The sequence below is a fragment of the Vibrio sp. 14N.309.X.WAT.E.F5 genome (assembly GCF_030397615.1).
GTDB classification, from domain to species: Bacteria; Pseudomonadota; Gammaproteobacteria; order Enterobacterales; family Vibrionaceae; genus Vibrio; species Vibrio lentus.
On sequence record NZ_JAPNXR010000001.1, the window covers coordinates 162,269 to 178,016 of the forward strand.

The following is a 15,748-nucleotide window of genomic DNA, read 5'->3' on the forward strand; positions in this document are numbered from 1 at the left end:
ACACAAAAAAGCCAGCTTAGTCGCTGGCTTTTGCATATCTACAGGTCTACAAATACAGGTTTCGCTTTACGATTAAAGAACCGCAGCAAGACCTTTACATAGAGGACCCATGTTTGACTTAGTCATACCAGCAACACTGATACGGCCAGAACCAACAATGTAGATAGCGAATTCATCTTTCAGGCGAGTTACTTGCTCTTTGCTTAGACCAGAGAACGAGAACATGCCGTTTTGGCGTTCGATGAATGTGAAGTCTGCGTCTACACCTTCAGATTTCAGTGTCGTTACAAACAATTCACGCATCTCTTGGATACGGTCGCGCATTTCAGCTACTTCTGCTTCCCATTCAGCACGTAGATCAGCATCACCAAGGATGTGAGTAACGACAGCACTGCCGTGCGCTGGTGGGTTAGAGTAGATAGAGCGGATAATGCTCTTAACTTGAGAGAATGCTGTAGTTGCAACGTCTGCTGATTCAGCAACCAGAGTGAATGCACCTACACGTTCGTTGTACAGACCGAAGTTTTTAGAGAACGAGCTCGCCACTAGAATTTCTTTGTTGTACTGAGCAAAGATACGTAGGCCAGCTGCGTCTTCTTCAACACCTTTTGCAAAACCTTGGTAAGCAAAATCGAATAGAGGTAGCAGTTTCTTCTCAGCAACTAGCTTAGCCAGTACTTCCCACTCGTCAGTTGTTGGGTCGATACCTGTTGGGTTATGACAGCAGCCGTGAAGAAGAACGATATCGCCTTCAGAAGCTTTCTCTAGGTCAGCAACCATGCCTGCGAAGTCTTTGTCTTTTGTTTCAGCGTTGTAGTAGCTGTATTGAGCTGTTTCGATACCCGCAGCAGCGAAAACGCCGTTATGGTTAGCCCAAGTTGGGTTACTGATCCAGATTTTTACATCGCCAAGTTGACGCTTGATGAATTCACCCGCAACACGAAGGGCACCTGTACCACCAGGAGCTTGTGCTGTTTTAGCGCGTTGAGATGTTACGATCTCTGCATCTGCACCGAAAAGAAGCTTCTGAACCGCTAGACCGTATTCAGCTGTACCTTCAATCGTTAGGTAAGATTTGGTTTTTTCGTTTTCAAGAAGTGCAGCTTCTGCTTTCTTTACTGTTTTAAGAACCGGCGTTTGACCATCTTCATTTTTGTAAATACCAACACCTAGGTTGATTTTTTCTGCGCGAGAGTCTTTTTTAAACTCTTCAGTAAGGCCGAGGATAGGATCGGCGGGAGCAGCTAACACTTTTTCAAACATAATCTTCATCCATGTCAATTGAGAGGGGATAGTATCTATGGGTAGTTATACCTGTATGGAATTTTTAAGACAATACGAAGTGAACAGAAAGAACAAAAAAAATCTATTTCAATCAGATTAATTGACTAAAGAGGGTATTTGATAACAAAACACCCTACGGATTAACCTATAGGGTGTAAGAAGTTAGTGCTTTTTGAAAGGATTATGCAGGCTGTGTAATGAAGCTTTCTCGCTCAAGTTCACTCACTACATTTTTTCCATCTTTATAGGTGGCAGCGATCTTAACAAACTGCTGTTCAACGGCTAAGAAAGCTTGCACGACTTGAGGATCAAAATGAGAACCATTGCCTTCCAAAATGATTTGCTTGGCTTGCTCGTGAGTAAAGGCTGGCTTGTAGACACGTTTTGAAATCAATGCATCATAAACATCCGCTAAAGCCATTAAACGACCCGAGATTGGAATATCTTCACCAGACAGCTGATTTGGATAACCGCTGCCGTTCCATTTCTCGTGGTGAGTCAGAGATATTTCCTTTGCGACTCTTAAGAAAGAGCTACTTCCTAGCTGTTTTTCTGCGATAGACAAGGCTTCAGCACCGATAGCCGGGTGACCTTTCATTATCTCAAACTCTTCATCGGTCAATTTACCCGGTTTCAGTAGGACACTGTCAGGAACACCGACTTTACCTACATCATGCAGCGGAGCCGATTTGTAAAGCAACTCGATGTAGTTTGGTGTTAACAAGCTTGAGTGAGTTTCTGACTTACTGAGCTCTTGTGCGAGCACCTTAACGTACTCTTGGGTTCTCAGAATGTGAGCACCAGTTTCATTGTCTCGAGATTCTGCCAACGCAGACAAGCTTACGATCGCAACATCACGGGTAGTTTTGACTTCGTTTTGTGCTGTTTCGAGGCTATCAAGCATGGTGTTGGTCATTGATGCCATTGATCCAAGCTCGTTATAGCCGAAAATAGGTAGACGCACGCCAGGTTCACCTAGGGTCACTTTATTTAATGCGCACTCTTGGCTAAGGAGAATACGCTTAACGAGCCTGCTCCATAGCGCCATGATGGTTATCGCGTATCCGCCAAGTACTACAGCCAAATAAATGAACTCTTTGATCACGCTGATCTTGCCAGACCCATCCAATAGTCGCTCTGGGTTGTTCTCTAGCCAGAAGATGTCTTTGACCGCAACCATCGTTAACATTGTGGTCAGGGTGATAAGAAGCACGATGACCAAACCAATCATCTGTTTAACTAAAGAACTTCGCTCGCCAATCAGTTGGAAATCAAACTCTCCAGACGCTTCCATTTTATCCATTTGAGTCAACTTGGCGTTCAATTGGAGAATGGTTCCGGTGAAGAAACCAAATAAGCTCATGCCGAACAGCACTTTCAAATTGCTATCGATGGTGAAGTCGTAGCTTAGGTTGTAGTAGAGCGCGAAAGGGACACTCGCTGCAAAAAATAGCAAAGTATCGAGCTGTGCGAATCGACCTTGTTCAACTAATGCGTGTTTCGTTAATAGGAAGTGGCGAGTTAGCCAAATCAAGACAAAAACGATACTGACTTGAGTGAAAATTTCCAAAGTTGTTAGGGTTTCGAGCATAGGGCATACCCGACTGCCGTAGGTGCCAAAAAGCACGCCAGCGACAACGTATAACTGGGTAGTTAGCGATTGATTATAGTTTGAAGTATCCATCGATAAGCCTTGGTTCAGTTCTTTTTAGGTTCACGTAATTCACACCGGTTTCTCAGGTTTTTGCCCGATTTAAGAAACTCTTTTTGTTTTACGTAAATCTTATATTGATTCACGAGCTTGGAATTACGAGTTAAATGTATAGCTAATATGAATAAGACTGAGAATTCTATCGATAGCTTTCGTTGATTGATACAAGAAAGTGGATTGCGTGAGTGATTTGTTAACTGGATGGAGGTTATTGCAGCGTTACTATGAAGATACATGAATAGCCTCAATGAGGTTCGAGGCTATTCAGTCGATATATTTGAGCAAAGTCGCGAGTAATTGAGGTCGCTACTTACTTTAAATCAAATTACTTTTTCAGATTGATTTCAGCTTCAATAGAGCTGGTTTCAATGTCAGGGTGAGACGCAAGCTTGTCTGCTGCCCATTGGTTCAGGTGCTTCAAGATAGCAGATACCGCGTGTTTCTCGGTTGGTGCTTGGTCTTGATCTACATCGATTTTTTGCTTTGGATGTGAACCTGTCGCATCTTCAGCAATGTGTAGCCAGTCTGGGTGCCAGTAATATGGCTGGCCACTCGGTGTTGTCCAACTATGAACACCGTTTGACTCTCCTTTGTAACTTAACTGATCTGCTTCTATTTTTTTCATTGTTATCTCGCATGTTTTTTGGGTTACATCAAATTATAGAGGCGTAGAACGAACTTGGCTCCCGCCTTGGTTACAAACTTAGCAAAGCTTACAAAGTTATCTGTGAACTGATTCACACTATTATAGAAATTAGGCTCATTCATATGGATAGCAGCAATAGTTGTTAACGTTAGTGATAAAATCTCCGGCTTATTAGAATTTCTCTAGGTAGTACAATTAGATGGCGCGTTATGAAGAGCTTGCAAAGGATATTCGAACTCAGATCGCTAACAACACGTGGCGTTCAGGCGAGAAGATCCCTTCGGTACGCATGAGTTGTCGCAATTACAACGTCAGTAATAGTACTGTTCTACAAGCTTATCAATTGCTAGAAAGTGAAGGGTGGATCATCGCTAAGCCTCAATCGGGGTATTTTGTTGCGCCTAAAGTCGATGGGGTTGAGCATCAATTAGCACCAGTTCGCGAAAAGAAAGCCATCAATGATCGTTTGTTTGATTTCTTAAAATCCAGCTCGGCTGAAGGCGTGATCCCTTTTGGTTCTGCCTTCCCAGACCCAGATTTGTTCCCTTTACCGACTTTAACTCGAAACCTTGCCAGTGCTGGTAGAAAAATGACCGGTGCCAGTGTTATCAATAATCTTCCTCCGGGTAGTGAGTCACTTAGAAGACAAATCGCACAGCGCTATTTGCAGCAAGGTATTACGGTAAATCATCAAGACATCGTGATTACGTCTGGTGCAATGGAAGCGCTTAACTTGAGCCTTCAAACTGTAACCAAGCCAGGTGACTACGTTGTGATTGAGTCTCCTGCATTCTATGGCGCGTTACAGGCGGTAGAGAGGCTAGGTCTAATCCCTATTGAGGTCGATGTTTGCCCGATTGATGGTTTGAACATTGAGCAATTTGTAGAAGCACTTAAAAGCCAACAGGTAAAAGCGTGTTGGTTGATGACGACTTTTCAGAACCCGACTGGAACAAGTTTGTCTGAAGAAGCGAAGCGCCGCGTGGTAGAGATTGCTGAACAATACAAAACTTATATTATCGAAGATGATGTTTACGGCGACCTTTATTTCGAAGGGCATAAACCTAAACCGCTAAAAGCCTTTGATAAGACAGACTCAGTGTTGTTATGCGGCTCTTACTCTAAGAGCTTATGCCCTGGCTATCGTGTTGGTTGGGTGGTGAGTTCTCGTTTTAATGATGCCATTCAAAAGCTTCAGCTTCTTTCTACCTTATCGAGCAGTGCGCCGGTTCAGCTTGGGGTCGCACACTTTCTCACTCATGAAAGCTACGATAATCACCTTCGTAAATTGCGTAAAAATCTCTTGGTTAGAAAAGAAAAGTTTATTAGCGCTATCAAGCAATACTTCCCCCAATCTATCGAGATTGAAGAGCCTGCGGGCGGTTACTTCGTGTGGATACGTTTCTCTCCTCACTTCGATAGCCAACAATTCCATCAACTCGCGATTGCTCAAGGTATTAGTGTCGCATCTGGCGATTTGTTTAGTGAGCAGGGCAGAGTAGACAACGCGATTCGGTTGAATTTCTCTTATGAACTCACTGCAGAGAAAGAGCAAGCGCTGATCCTACTTGGCAAGCTCGCGCATCAACTGATGCACTCTTAAAACAGATTCTCTAACGGCTTATCTCGTTTAACTGTGAGAGAGCAAAAGTCGAAGTTGTTCGTAAAACCTTAAGTCACTCATAAAAAAGACAATGATTGCAACTGTACGGATTGTTTCCGGCGTAACTGTACGCCTAATTGACCAGATAGTTGTGGTTCAATAACGATAGACCAAATATTGGAGATACCGTTATGTTGAAAATGACTATGGGTAACGAAGTTAAGCTGATCATCGTTGCTATTGTGTGTGCACTTCTGTTAATCCTCGGCCACGTATTACTGGCAAAAGCATTCGCTGATATGGCTTGGGCAGAATACACCACTGCCGCAATCCCATTCGTTATGATGGCAATCTGCGGTCTCGCGATAAAATACGCTATCGACCAAGATGTCGACTAGCCTTTGAATAACGACTCTCAGCTGGTGGTAAGCAGAAGTATCCGTCGTCTCGTTTTATTCCGAATATAAAAAAACCTCCGCAAATGCGGAGGTTTTTATTTGTTCTTAACTTTTAAATTCGACTAAGGTTCGAATTAGAAGTTCGCAGAGCGTGGTGTACGTGGGAACGGGATAACGTCACGAACGTTGCCCATACCTGTTACGTAAGATACTAGACGCTCAAAACCAAGGCCGAAACCAGCGTGTGGCACTGTGCCGTATTTACGTAGGTCGCGGTACCAGCTCATGTGTTCAGGGTCGATACCCATAGCAATCATGCGCTCGTCTAGAATGTCTAGACGCTCTTCACGTTGTGCACCACCGATGATTTCACCGATGCCTGGTGCAAGTACGTCCATTGCTGCAACTGTTTTGCCGTCGTCGTTTAAGCGCATGTAGAAAGCTTTGATGTCTTTCGGGTAGTTCTTAACGATAACAGGTGCTTTGAAGTGCTCTTCAGCTAGGTAACGCTCATGCTCTGAAGACATGTCGATGCCCCACTCAACGTCGAATTCAAATTTCTTACCAGAATCTAGTAGGATTTGGATTGCGTCAGTGTAGTCAACTTGTGCGAAATCAGCGTCTACGAATTGCTCTAGACGAGTGATTGCTTGCTTGTCGATGCGAGAAGCGAAGAACTCAAGGTCATCGCGGCGCTCTTCAAGAACAGCAGCGAAAACGTACTTAAGCATGTCTTCAGCCAGTTTCGCTACATCGTCAAGGTCTGCAAACGCAACTTCAGGCTCAACCATCCAGAACTCAGCTAGGTGACGGCTTGTGTTCGAGTTTTCAGCACGGAACGTAGGACCGAAAGTGTAAACCTTGCTTAGTGCACAAGCGTAAGCTTCAGCATTAAGTTGGCCAGATACTGTAAGGAAAGTTTCTTTACCGAAGAAATCTTCGTTGAAGTCAACTTTGCCTTCGTCAGTGCGAGGTAGGTTTTCCATGTCTAGCGTAGATACGCGGAACATTTCACCAGCGCCTTCTGCATCAGATGCAGTGATAAGCGGAGCTGAAGTCCAGAAGAAACCTTGCTCGTGGTAGAAACGGTGAATCGCTTGAGATAGACAGTTACGTACACGTGCTACTGCGCCGATCACGTTAGTACGTGGGCGTAGGTGAGCAACTTCACGAAGGTATTCGATAGAGTGACGTGTCTTAGCCATTGGGTAAGTGTCAGCGTCTTCAACCCAACCTACAACTTTAACGTCAGTTGCTGCTAGTTCGAAGTCTTGACCTTTCGCAGGAGACTCAACAATCTTACCTGTTACTTCAACAGAGCAGCCAGTCGTTAGCTTTAATACTTCGTCTTCGTAATTATTAAGATTATTAGGAACCACGGCCTGAATCGGGTCGAAACAAGAGCCGTCATAAATGGCAAGGAAAGAGATTCCAGCTTTGGAATCACGACGTGAACGGATCCAGCCGCGAACAGTTACTTCACTGTCTACCGCTAGCTTGCCGCCAAGTACGTCTGTTACAGGCGCGTAAGTCATGTTGATTTCATTCTCCATTGAGGGACAAATTCAACTCAAAGTCTCTAGCATTGCAGCAAATAAACCGTTATTTGAACAATAATTAGCCGAAACATTGAGTTGTATAAACTTTTTAAATCGATTGAACATATTACCTGTCATACAGACAGCTTCAACCTTTATTCTTGCTCGGCGAAAGAAATATTTTGTCTATCGAGGATAAAAGCCAATAAGGGCTGATTTTTTGCTCTATTTTCTACTTTGTCACACCAAAAGTTGCCTCTTTAGTCTCAATTGAATACTAATTTTTACGGTTTCCAGTGTTGGCGAGCGTGAATTGATTAATCAGCGACTCGAGATGATCAGACAGCTCTTCTAAATCGTTACTGATCCCGCGTGTTTCTCCTGCCGACTGCGAGGTATCATTGGCATGAGAAGTAATGGTTTCGACTTTGTGTTGAACATCTTTGGTCGCGAGTGTTGTGGATTGTGTTTGCTGTTGAATATTTTGAGCATGAGCGAGCACTTGTTTCATCTCTTCGACCACCCCGTTCATATCGTGAGACAGGGCATCAATATCTGTTGAGCTTTGATGAGCTTGCGCACAAACACGGTCAGCAGAAGTCAGAGACTCTTCACTGCCTTGTTGGAATTGGTGAATAATCGATTCAATGTTGCCCGTAGCTTCAGCCGTTCGTGAGGCGAGGTTGCGAACTTCATCGGCAACGACAGCAAAACCTCGACCTTGCTCTCCTGCTCGTGCCGCTTCGATCGCAGCATTGAGCGCCAATAAATTGGTTTGTTCAGCGATGCCACGAATAACACTCAATATAGAAGACACTTCGCCCGTTTGTTCATTGAGCGTGAGTATTTTGTGTTTCACCTCTTCAATACTGGTCACCAAGTTTTTAATTTCGCTGCTTGCACCGTGTGCTTGATTGGCACTTTTACACGCAACATCTGCGGTATGATTAATCAACTCTGATGCTGTTGACGTTGCTTGCTCTACATTCACTTGTTGCGCTTGTATCCCCTCCACATTGTGTTGAACTTCAGCGGTTTCGTTCTGTTGATCGCTGGCGGCTTGTTCTGTGATTTGGGCAACACTGGTCAACTGATTAGCAGAAGCATTGAGCTTATGCGAGGTGTCTTGTACTTTGACTAAGCTGTCTGAAACCGTCCCCATAAAAGAGTTTATAGAACTCGCTAAAGTACCTATTTCATCGTTACTTTTTTGAGGTAGTCGAGTGGATAGATTTTTATCTTTGCTGACTTGTGTCATGAAGTTTGAAGTCTGCTGGAGAGGGCGAACAATAATTTTACGAATTAACCCTATCGTCAGTACAAAACCAACGAAGGAAATCACCGCCATAATGCCAATGGCCGCCATGGTTTGAGTGTTAATCAATGAATTGACATGGTTTAGGTTGTATTCAAGGCGTATTGCGCCAAGGACTTCACCTTCAGGTGCCATATGGCAAGCGACACAATTCGTTCCACGGTAGTTTTCACTCGACTTCATCGGTAGGGCGATAACTAAGCCTTTACCCCATTCGGCAGAGAAAGGCTCAATAATGGTTTCACCAGCCAGTGCCCGTTTATCTATATCATCAACCGGTTTCTGATTTTCGTTACCCGGGCCGTAGAGCTTACTGACCGCATCAGCACGCAGTACTCGTACGTTTTCAATCCCTTCTTGAGCTAATGCTTTCTGACGTAACGTTTCTTTTTGTGCCATCGTGCCAGTGAGCATCATCATATTGAGGCTATCGAAATAGTTGCTGGCTTTATCATGAAGTTGTTCACTTAAAACGGAGTTAACCAGTTGTTTTTGCTGTGAGTATTGAAAATACGTCGATATGACGAGCAGGAATGTGAATACGATGGCGAGAGCCACTAGGATTTTGACGGTGATTGTTGAGCGCATAGGGTAGTCGGTTTTTATTATTTATAATGACGCGCATACTTTAACGGGAAGAACATCTACTCCCTATGGGGTATAACGAATTGTGTGACCACACTCCGGTTGTGGTTATGTTTCTGTGATGTAGCGAGTTTGTGACCGTGTTCTTTAGGGTTTGAACGGGAGTCTATCTTTCAATTTAAAGTGTATGAAAGGCATCAGGAAATCACATGACTTTGAAAACGCCAGTTCTTAAAAGGCACCTAATAGATGCCTCCGTCTTAGTATTATTCAACCGGGCATAACAGCGAAGTCGCTATCATTCCCGTGATTGTTTAGTTGGTTAGCTTTAAGCCCAGTTGAAGTGCCATGCTTAACTCATTTCGTTCAACAATCTCCTCAACGACTTTGCCTTCATCATTGAATCGGAAGTAAGTCAGACTAGTCCAAGTAACGTTCTCGCCATTCAGTTGGTAACCTTTCCACTCATCAGCACCTTTTGCACGATGAGTGAGCGCAACAACAACTTGATAGCCGTCCTCTACGATTTTTTGAAACGTTGTTTCCAGTGATTCATATCGGTCAGTAACATGAACTTTTAACATTGCTTCGAACTCAATGAGACCGTTTATTATCTTGTTGCAATCGGGTCGGTGGATCATTGTATCTTGAGCAAAGTATTCGCCAACACGGTGAGTCTGTTTACCGTCTACACAGTACTTAAAGTAGTCTTTTACAGTTTGAACTTGCTTACTTGTCATGGCTTCTATCCTTATGTTTGTTGAGTACAAACAATCTAATTGAACCCCATTGTCTTGAGTAGAGCCGATTTAGTGGATAGTCTGTCGACAATATGTAAACAGCAGGGTGAGACCATGAACGTTCTAACGTCCATTAAGTCATTTATTGTGACTGTTGAGGAAGGCAGTTTTACGCGTGCTGCTAAGAAGATCGGAGTATCAAAATCTTTGGTCAGTCGACATGTTAGGGAACTGGAAACTTATCTCAATACCCGCTTATTGAATCGATCTACCAAGTCACTGTCTTTAACTGAGGCAGGCCGTCGCTATTTTAATGAGGCTCATGGATTGGTCGACCGAATTGAAGATTTAAATGATTCGTTGAGATTTGATAGCTCTGAAATGGTTGGCGCTTTGAGTGTAATGGCACCCAAAGGTCTCACTGAGATCATGTTAATGCCTTTCATTTTAGAATTTTCTGATAAATACCCAGATTTGAATATGAACCTTATGCTTTCGGATGACGTTCAAGATCTCGCAACGGTCGGCTATGACATTGCGATTCGGTCTGGTGATTTGGTTTCGAAAGACTTAGGAATGATCGCGCGCACCATCTTTGTTAATCAGAATTTGGTTTGTGCTTCACCCAAATATTTGGCTAATCGCTCAGAGATCGAAACTCCTAGTGATTTAGTGAATCACCGCATAATTGAAGATCCAAACCTTAAGAATGATGGTGTGTGGCGGTTCGAGTTTGACGGGGCTTTCCTTGATGTAAACCTAAAGCCAAGCCTTACCGTAAACAGCGTGCAAGCAGTAAAGGTCGCCGTTCGTTCAGGTTATGGCATTGCAATGCTGCCAAGGCAATTAGCCCAAGAAGATCTAGAGTCTGGGGAAATGGTGGAAATCCTGCCGCAGTATGCGCTTAAAGACAGGACTGTCTACGCACTTTACCGAGAGCGAGTGAATACGCCGCGCAAAGTGAAGGTGTTTATTGATGAGTTATGCGAATACTTTTCTTGTTGTTGAATATACTAGCCAAGCGTCAATATTAAAATCCACCTGCCAAAACAGGTGGATTTTAACTTTTATTTTCAGTTGCCGATTGAGAGTTAGCTGACGGTTGAAAGGGGAATGGCGTCAGAGGTTGATTTCTCTAATCTGATGGCAATAAATTTCGAGGTAGGAGTAAAGGTTCGTTCACCATAGCTGTCTAAAGGAACCAAAGGGTTGGTTTCAGGATAGTAAGCCGCCGCCTGCCCCTGTGGAACGTCATAAGCCACCAAGGTAAACCCTTTCACTTTTCTCGTTACACCATCTTCCCAAAGCGACACCATATCGACCTTGTCACCCGTTTTAAAACCGAGTTTCAATATATCAGCTTCATTGATAAACAAAACTTCGCGCATACCAAAGACACCGCGGTAACGATCATTCAAGCCATATAACGTGGTGTTGTATTGGTCATGGGAACGCATGGTTTGCAAGATCAGATCGGGTTTATTATCACCCTGTAACACCGCTTCGTTAATCAGCTGTTTTGGCAGTTCATTGGAGCCAAATTGCGCTTTGCCGCTGAGGGTGTTCCATTGACGATTTGCGGCCGGATTGACTAAATGAAATCCACCAGGATTTTCCAGTTTCTGATTGAAATCAGTAAAGCCCGGAATCGTATCTGCAATGAGATCTCGAATATGCCCATAATCTTGAATGACCCAATTCCAATCGATTGGATGGCTGCCCAGTGTCGCATTGGCAATACCCGCAACAATGGCTGGTTCAGAACGTAAATGCTCTGATCGAGGTTCGAGCTGTCCGTAAGAGATGTGAACCATGCTGAAGGTATCTTCGACGGTGATGCCTTGTGGCCCATTAGCTTGTGTATCGATTTCCGTGCGTCCCAAACAAGGCAGAATCAGGGCATCTTGACCGGTAACAAGGTGAGAGCGATTGAGTTTGGTTGAGATATGAACGGTTAGGTCACAATTTTTCATCGCCAGATGCGTGCGAGGAGTATCGGGTGTGGCTTGCGCAAAATTACCACCTAAACCAATAAAGACTTTAGAGCGTTTTTCTTCCATCGCTTTAATCGCTTGTATGGTGTTGTGGCCTACATCACGTGGGACATTGAAGTTAAAGCGGCGTTCAATGCTATCAAGCAATTGGTCTGAGGGTTTTTCATCGATACCCATCGTACGATCGCCTTGGACATTACTATGTCCCCGAACAGGTGATAACCCAGCACCCGGCTTACCGACGTTGCCGCGCAACAATTGCACATTGGCTACTTCTTTGATGGTTTGTACTGAATGACGATGTTGTGTTAGCCCCATAGCCCAACACATGATCACTTTTTCTGAACGACGGTACATGTCAGCGACCATTTCTATTTCGCTTAAAGCTAACCCCGATTGTTCAGTGATATGCTCCCATGTCGTCGCATCAACTTCTGCTAAGTATTCATCAATACCTGTGGTGTGTTCGCTGATGAATTGACGATCAAATATGGCTTTTCCTTCGGTTGCGAGCGCATCACGTTCCCATTGCAGCAAATATTTAGCCATCCCACGAAAGACGGCCATATCGCCACCTAATGCAGGTCTTAAATAAGCGGTATTGGTTGGCTTTGAACCATTGCTTAACATTTCAACCGGAACTTGAGGATTTTGGAAACGTTCAAGTCCACGTTCTTTCAATGGATTGAAACAGATCACCTGCGCACCGCGTTTTACCGCTTCACGCAATGGTTCAAGCATGCGGGGGTGGTTAGTGCCTGGGTTTTGCCCGAGTACAAAGATCGCGTCTGCTTTTTCAAAATCGTCAAAAATCACGGTTCCTTTGCCCACTCCGACCGTATCTTTCATGCCAATTGCACTGGCTTCGTGGCACATGTTTGAACAGTCTGGGAAATTATTTGTTCCAAACGCACGGACGAAGAGTTGGTATAAGAACGCCGCTTCATTACTGGCTCGACCCGAGGTGTAAAATTCAGCTTGATGTGGTGAGTCGAGTTGCTTCAAATGCTTGGCTACGAGTGAAAATGCTTCGTCCCACGCGATAGGAATATAGTGGTCGGATGCAGCGTCGTACTTCATCGGATGGGTTATTCGGCCTTGGTATTCCAGCCAGTAATCTGTTTGTGACGACAAGGATGTTACGCTGTGTTCAGCGAAAAAATTTGGATCCACAAATCGATTTGTGGCTTCCCAGTTCACGGCTTTTGCACCGTTCTCACAGAAGTTCACTTTACTGCCTTGTGGGGATTCACCCCATGCGCATCCCGGGCAATCAAAACCACCGTTTTGATTCGTTTTAAGCATTGTTCGAATGTTTTTGATGGCGTTTTCGCTGCCCCACCAACTCTTAGTGACGGCTCTTAACGCGCCCCAACCACCAGCAGGACCTTTATATTTTTTTATCTGTTCTTTTTGGCTCACAACTGCACTCCTCACTCGTGGGAACGGCAGTAAACAAGGGAACCGGTAAAAACAGGCGCGTTATAAAAATAAGGCGGGAGTAAAACGGTTTTGATTATTTGATGTCGATACCTGTTTACTGCTTTGAAAATTCAGAAATAGATTGGCTGTCTTTTTGCCATGATCTAAATCAAAGGTTATGTCGTTAAGGGGCGATGCGTCCAATTGATATTGCCGACTAAGTGATAAATAGAATCTATCATGGCGAGTAAATATGGAAAGTATCGCTTTTGCCACAGTGATAAATAGACTTGTTATAGTGATAAATAGAATTTATTAGCCAGTGCGATGTGAGTTCTATTTTATGAGGGATTTATCGAGCAGCCTTGGTATAGCTGAGTCTTCCATGATAGTTGCCGTCTATCACGTTATAGGTAATTTAGATTTGACCTGTATTTAAATTGGACATACTTTGATTTAAATCAAAAAATACCGTTTTATTTTGGCTGTTGCTTTACAGATTGAGTCATTTCCCGTGATAGCTCTTTTCAATCACAGAGAACAGTGAATGTACGACGAACGCGAAGACGACGCTTCATTTCAAGGTTTTACTAATCATTCATGGATATAAAACAACTTAAGTATTTAATCGCTTTAGATCAAACGAAACACTTTGGTCAGGCTGCGACACTTTGCCATATTACTCAGCCTACGTTGTCGATGAGGATAAGGCGTTTAGAAGAAGAGTTAGACCTCGAGTTGATTTCAAGAAGTCAACGTTTTGAAGGGTTTACCGAAGCGGGCGAACGTATATTGGCTTGGGCAAAGACGGTCTTAGCGGCTCATGACGGTTTACAAGCTGAAGCGGCTAACTGCCGTGGTCAACTGGTCGGCTCGCTGAGAGTTGGCATGGTGCCTTTAGCTAGCCAAAACCCGATGCAGTTGATTAAGCCTTTAGCAGAAAAGTTCCCTGAACTTCGTTTTCAAATTTTGTCGATGACATCTGAGCAGATCATAGACCAGCTCAATCGTAACCAACTTGATTTAGGTATGTGTTACACCGACCAGATCAATACGGCTTATTTTGACGTTATAGAAATGAACTCGACGGATTTAGGCATTCTGTATGATAGCCGATTCTTTGATTTTGCTGAGTCGGAAGTCTTATGGGAATCACTCAATAGCATTCCTTTGGGGCTTTTGTCTAAAGGCATGCATTATCGTCATTCGATTGATTTGAGCTTCGGTAGTAAAGGCCTAGTTCCGCAGACTTTGATTGAAAGTAACTCTACGTTTCATCTTATCCAAGCCGTCACCAGTGGCCTGTGCTGTGCTGTTATGCCGCTTAACTCTGGATTGGAAGAGCTCAACGAACAACTGCGTATCGTACCGATAGAAAAAGCCGTGGTGCATTCGCCTCTCGGTCTACTTAAGCGTAAACAAGAACCTTATTCGGCACTCACTGATCAGTGCTTTGCTGAAGCAAAACACTTGTTTAATCAGTGATGTTTGTTTAACCAGTGATATTTACTTAATCAGTAATGTTTTCAGTCTGAGTCGATATCGTCAAGCTGACCGTCTTTCTGGGTGATTTTATGAGATGTATAACTCAATCCTATATTGAACTGCCTGATTTTAATCAAGCGCCTCCAAAGCCCAATGCCATGAGCTATCGAGAGCTTACGGGCTATAGCATGGTGGTGGATGCACCTCTGGCAAACGAATCTGCATTGGCGATCAGTTATAACGGGATCAGTCAGGCGGTTATGATGGTAACACCAGGCCACATGGAAGACTTTGTGCGCGGTTTTAGTTTAAGCACCGGCATCATAAAAAGATTCAGTGAAATTCGTGATATTGAGATTGGTGGCAATGGTGAATCTCATTACGCGCAAGTAGAAATTAGCAATCGCGCCTTTTGGGACATGAAAACTCAGCGGCGTAACTTGGCTGGAACCACAGGTTGTGGTTTGTGTGGTGTTGAAGCGCTTGAACAAGCACTTCCGGATTTGGTTCCATTGCCATCGTCGTTACCACCCAGTCCACTGGTTTTTCAGGGGTTGAGAGGGCGAATTGCCGAACATCAAAAAGCAGCCAAAATATCCGGTGCTTTACATGCCGCTTTGTTTGCGAATTCGAAAGGTGAAATTTCACTTTGTCGTGAAGATATCGGCCGCCATAACGCACTGGATAAACTAATAGGGGCGATGGCTGTGAACGAGATCAACCCTAAGTCGGGGTTCGTGATTATGACGAGTCGTTGCAGCTTAGAGCTTATTCATAAAGCCGTGCGTGCTGAAATCGCAACCTTGGTTTGTTTGTCGGCTCCGACCTCACTGACGGTCGAATGGGCAAGACGTAATCGCTTAAATCTGATTCACTTACCAAACAACAGTCCACCTCGTTTATATAGCCCAGCACCTTAAATGTAATGTTTTCGTTTGGATAAAAAGAGAGGCCATTGGGTCTCCCTTTGGTTTTTATTATAAATGATTATTGTTTTACGCGGTTTAGTGGTTAATTTCTGCTCAAA

12 protein-coding genes are annotated in these 15,748 nt (G+C 43.9%); 5 read left to right on the forward strand and 7 right to left on the reverse strand.

Annotated features, from left to right (window positions below):
- Nucleotides 1-72 precede the first annotated feature (72 nt).
- The 3 genes from OW495_RS00715 to OW495_RS00725 all read right to left on the reverse strand — a co-directional run bounded on the left by OW495_RS00715 (nt 73) and on the right by OW495_RS00725 (nt 3,620).
- The gene (locus tag OW495_RS00715) at nt 73-1,263 is read right to left on the reverse strand and encodes an amino acid aminotransferase (protein WP_099166743.1); all 1,191 of its coding nucleotides are present in this window, start codon (nt 1,261-1,263) and stop codon (nt 73-75) included.
- Nucleotides 1,264-1,465: 202 nt separating this feature from the next.
- Nucleotides 1,466-2,968, reverse strand: coding sequence for an HD domain-containing phosphohydrolase (locus OW495_RS00720; protein WP_102512865.1), 1,503 nt, complete (start codon nt 2,966-2,968; stop codon nt 1,466-1,468).
- Between the two features lie 352 nt (nt 2,969-3,320).
- Nucleotides 3,321-3,620, reverse strand: coding sequence for a hypothetical protein (locus OW495_RS00725; RefSeq protein WP_017111655.1), 300 nt, complete (start codon nt 3,618-3,620; stop codon nt 3,321-3,323).
- A gap of 220 nt (nt 3,621-3,840) precedes the next feature.
- Here OW495_RS00725 and OW495_RS00730 point away from each other — a divergent pair, with 220 nt between their 5' ends.
- Complete coding sequence (locus OW495_RS00730) at nt 3,841-5,244, forward strand: PLP-dependent aminotransferase family protein (protein WP_102512864.1); 1,404 nt, start codon at nt 3,841-3,843, stop codon at nt 5,242-5,244.
- A gap of 191 nt (nt 5,245-5,435) precedes the next feature.
- A complete protein-coding gene (locus OW495_RS00735) occupies nt 5,436-5,642 on the forward strand; it encodes a hypothetical protein (RefSeq protein WP_004734707.1) in 207 nt (68 codons plus the stop codon).
- A gap of 134 nt (nt 5,643-5,776) precedes the next feature.
- Here the strand turns inward: OW495_RS00735 and asnS are convergent, their stop codons facing one another.
- The 3 genes from asnS to OW495_RS00750 form a co-directional block, all read right to left on the reverse strand.
- Nucleotides 5,777-7,177: an asparagine--tRNA ligase gene (asnS, locus tag OW495_RS00740; protein WP_012604218.1), complete on the reverse strand. Its 1,401-nt coding sequence runs from the start codon at nt 7,175-7,177 to the stop codon at nt 5,777-5,779.
- A 280-nt stretch (nt 7,178-7,457) separates the two neighbouring features.
- Complete coding sequence (locus OW495_RS00745) at nt 7,458-9,083, reverse strand: methyl-accepting chemotaxis protein (RefSeq protein ID WP_289884399.1); 1,626 nt, start codon at nt 9,081-9,083, stop codon at nt 7,458-7,460.
- 311 nt (nt 9,084-9,394) lie between these two features.
- Nucleotides 9,395-9,820 carry an ester cyclase gene (locus OW495_RS00750; RefSeq protein ID WP_289884400.1) on the reverse strand — a complete coding sequence of 142 codons (426 nt, stop codon included), beginning with the start codon at nt 9,818-9,820 and terminating at the stop codon, nt 9,395-9,397.
- Between the two features lie 114 nt (nt 9,821-9,934).
- Here OW495_RS00750 and OW495_RS00755 point away from each other — a divergent pair, with 114 nt between their 5' ends.
- Entirely contained in the window at nt 9,935-10,828 is an 894-nt protein-coding gene (locus tag OW495_RS00755; protein WP_289884401.1) for a LysR family transcriptional regulator, read from the forward strand.
- An 83-nt stretch (nt 10,829-10,911) separates the two neighbouring features.
- Here OW495_RS00755 and OW495_RS00760 read toward each other — a convergent pair whose 3' ends face one another.
- Complete coding sequence (locus tag OW495_RS00760) at nt 10,912-13,236, reverse strand: FdhF/YdeP family oxidoreductase (RefSeq protein ID WP_289884403.1); 2,325 nt, start codon at nt 13,234-13,236, stop codon at nt 10,912-10,914.
- A 600-nt stretch (nt 13,237-13,836) separates the two neighbouring features.
- On the opposite strand from OW495_RS00760, the gene OW495_RS00765 reads away from it, so the two are divergent.
- Complete coding sequence (locus OW495_RS00765) at nt 13,837-14,721, forward strand: LysR family transcriptional regulator (protein WP_004734714.1); 885 nt, start codon at nt 13,837-13,839, stop codon at nt 14,719-14,721.
- Nucleotides 14,722-14,810: 89 nt separating this feature from the next.
- On the forward strand, nt 14,811-15,641 hold the full coding sequence (gene fdhD, locus OW495_RS00770; RefSeq protein WP_102512861.1) for a formate dehydrogenase accessory sulfurtransferase FdhD: 831 nt from the start codon (nt 14,811-14,813) through the stop codon (nt 15,639-15,641).
- Nucleotides 15,642-15,748 lie beyond the last annotated feature (107 nt).

Bases quoted from the DNA above. Each gene is read 5' to 3' on its own strand.
- OW495_RS00725 (WP_017111655.1), bottom strand. From the start codon at position 3,620: ATGAAAAAAATAGAAGCAGATCAGTTAAGTTACAAAGGAGAGTCAAAC.
- asnS (WP_012604218.1), bottom strand. From the start codon at position 7,177: ATGACTTACGCGCCTGTAACAGACGTACTTGGCGGCAAGCTAGCGGTA.
- fdhD (WP_102512861.1), top strand. From the start codon at position 14,811: ATGAGATGTATAACTCAATCCTATATTGAACTGCCTGATTTTAATCAA.
- OW495_RS00720 (WP_102512865.1), bottom strand. From the start codon at position 2,968: ATGGATACTTCAAACTATAATCAATCGCTAACTACCCAGTTATACGTT.
- OW495_RS00730 (WP_102512864.1), top strand. From the start codon at position 3,841: ATGGCGCGTTATGAAGAGCTTGCAAAGGATATTCGAACTCAGATCGCT.
- OW495_RS00715 (WP_099166743.1), bottom strand. From the start codon at position 1,263: ATGTTTGAAAAAGTGTTAGCTGCTCCCGCCGATCCTATCCTCGGCCTT.
- OW495_RS00745 (WP_289884399.1), bottom strand. From the start codon at position 9,083: ATGCGCTCAACAATCACCGTCAAAATCCTAGTGGCTCTCGCCATCGTA.
- OW495_RS00765 (WP_004734714.1), top strand. From the start codon at position 13,837: ATGGATATAAAACAACTTAAGTATTTAATCGCTTTAGATCAAACGAAA.
- OW495_RS00750 (WP_289884400.1), bottom strand. From the start codon at position 9,820: ATGACAAGTAAGCAAGTTCAAACTGTAAAAGACTACTTTAAGTACTGT.
- OW495_RS00755 (WP_289884401.1), top strand. From the start codon at position 9,935: ATGAACGTTCTAACGTCCATTAAGTCATTTATTGTGACTGTTGAGGAA.
- OW495_RS00735 (WP_004734707.1), top strand. From the start codon at position 5,436: ATGTTGAAAATGACTATGGGTAACGAAGTTAAGCTGATCATCGTTGCT.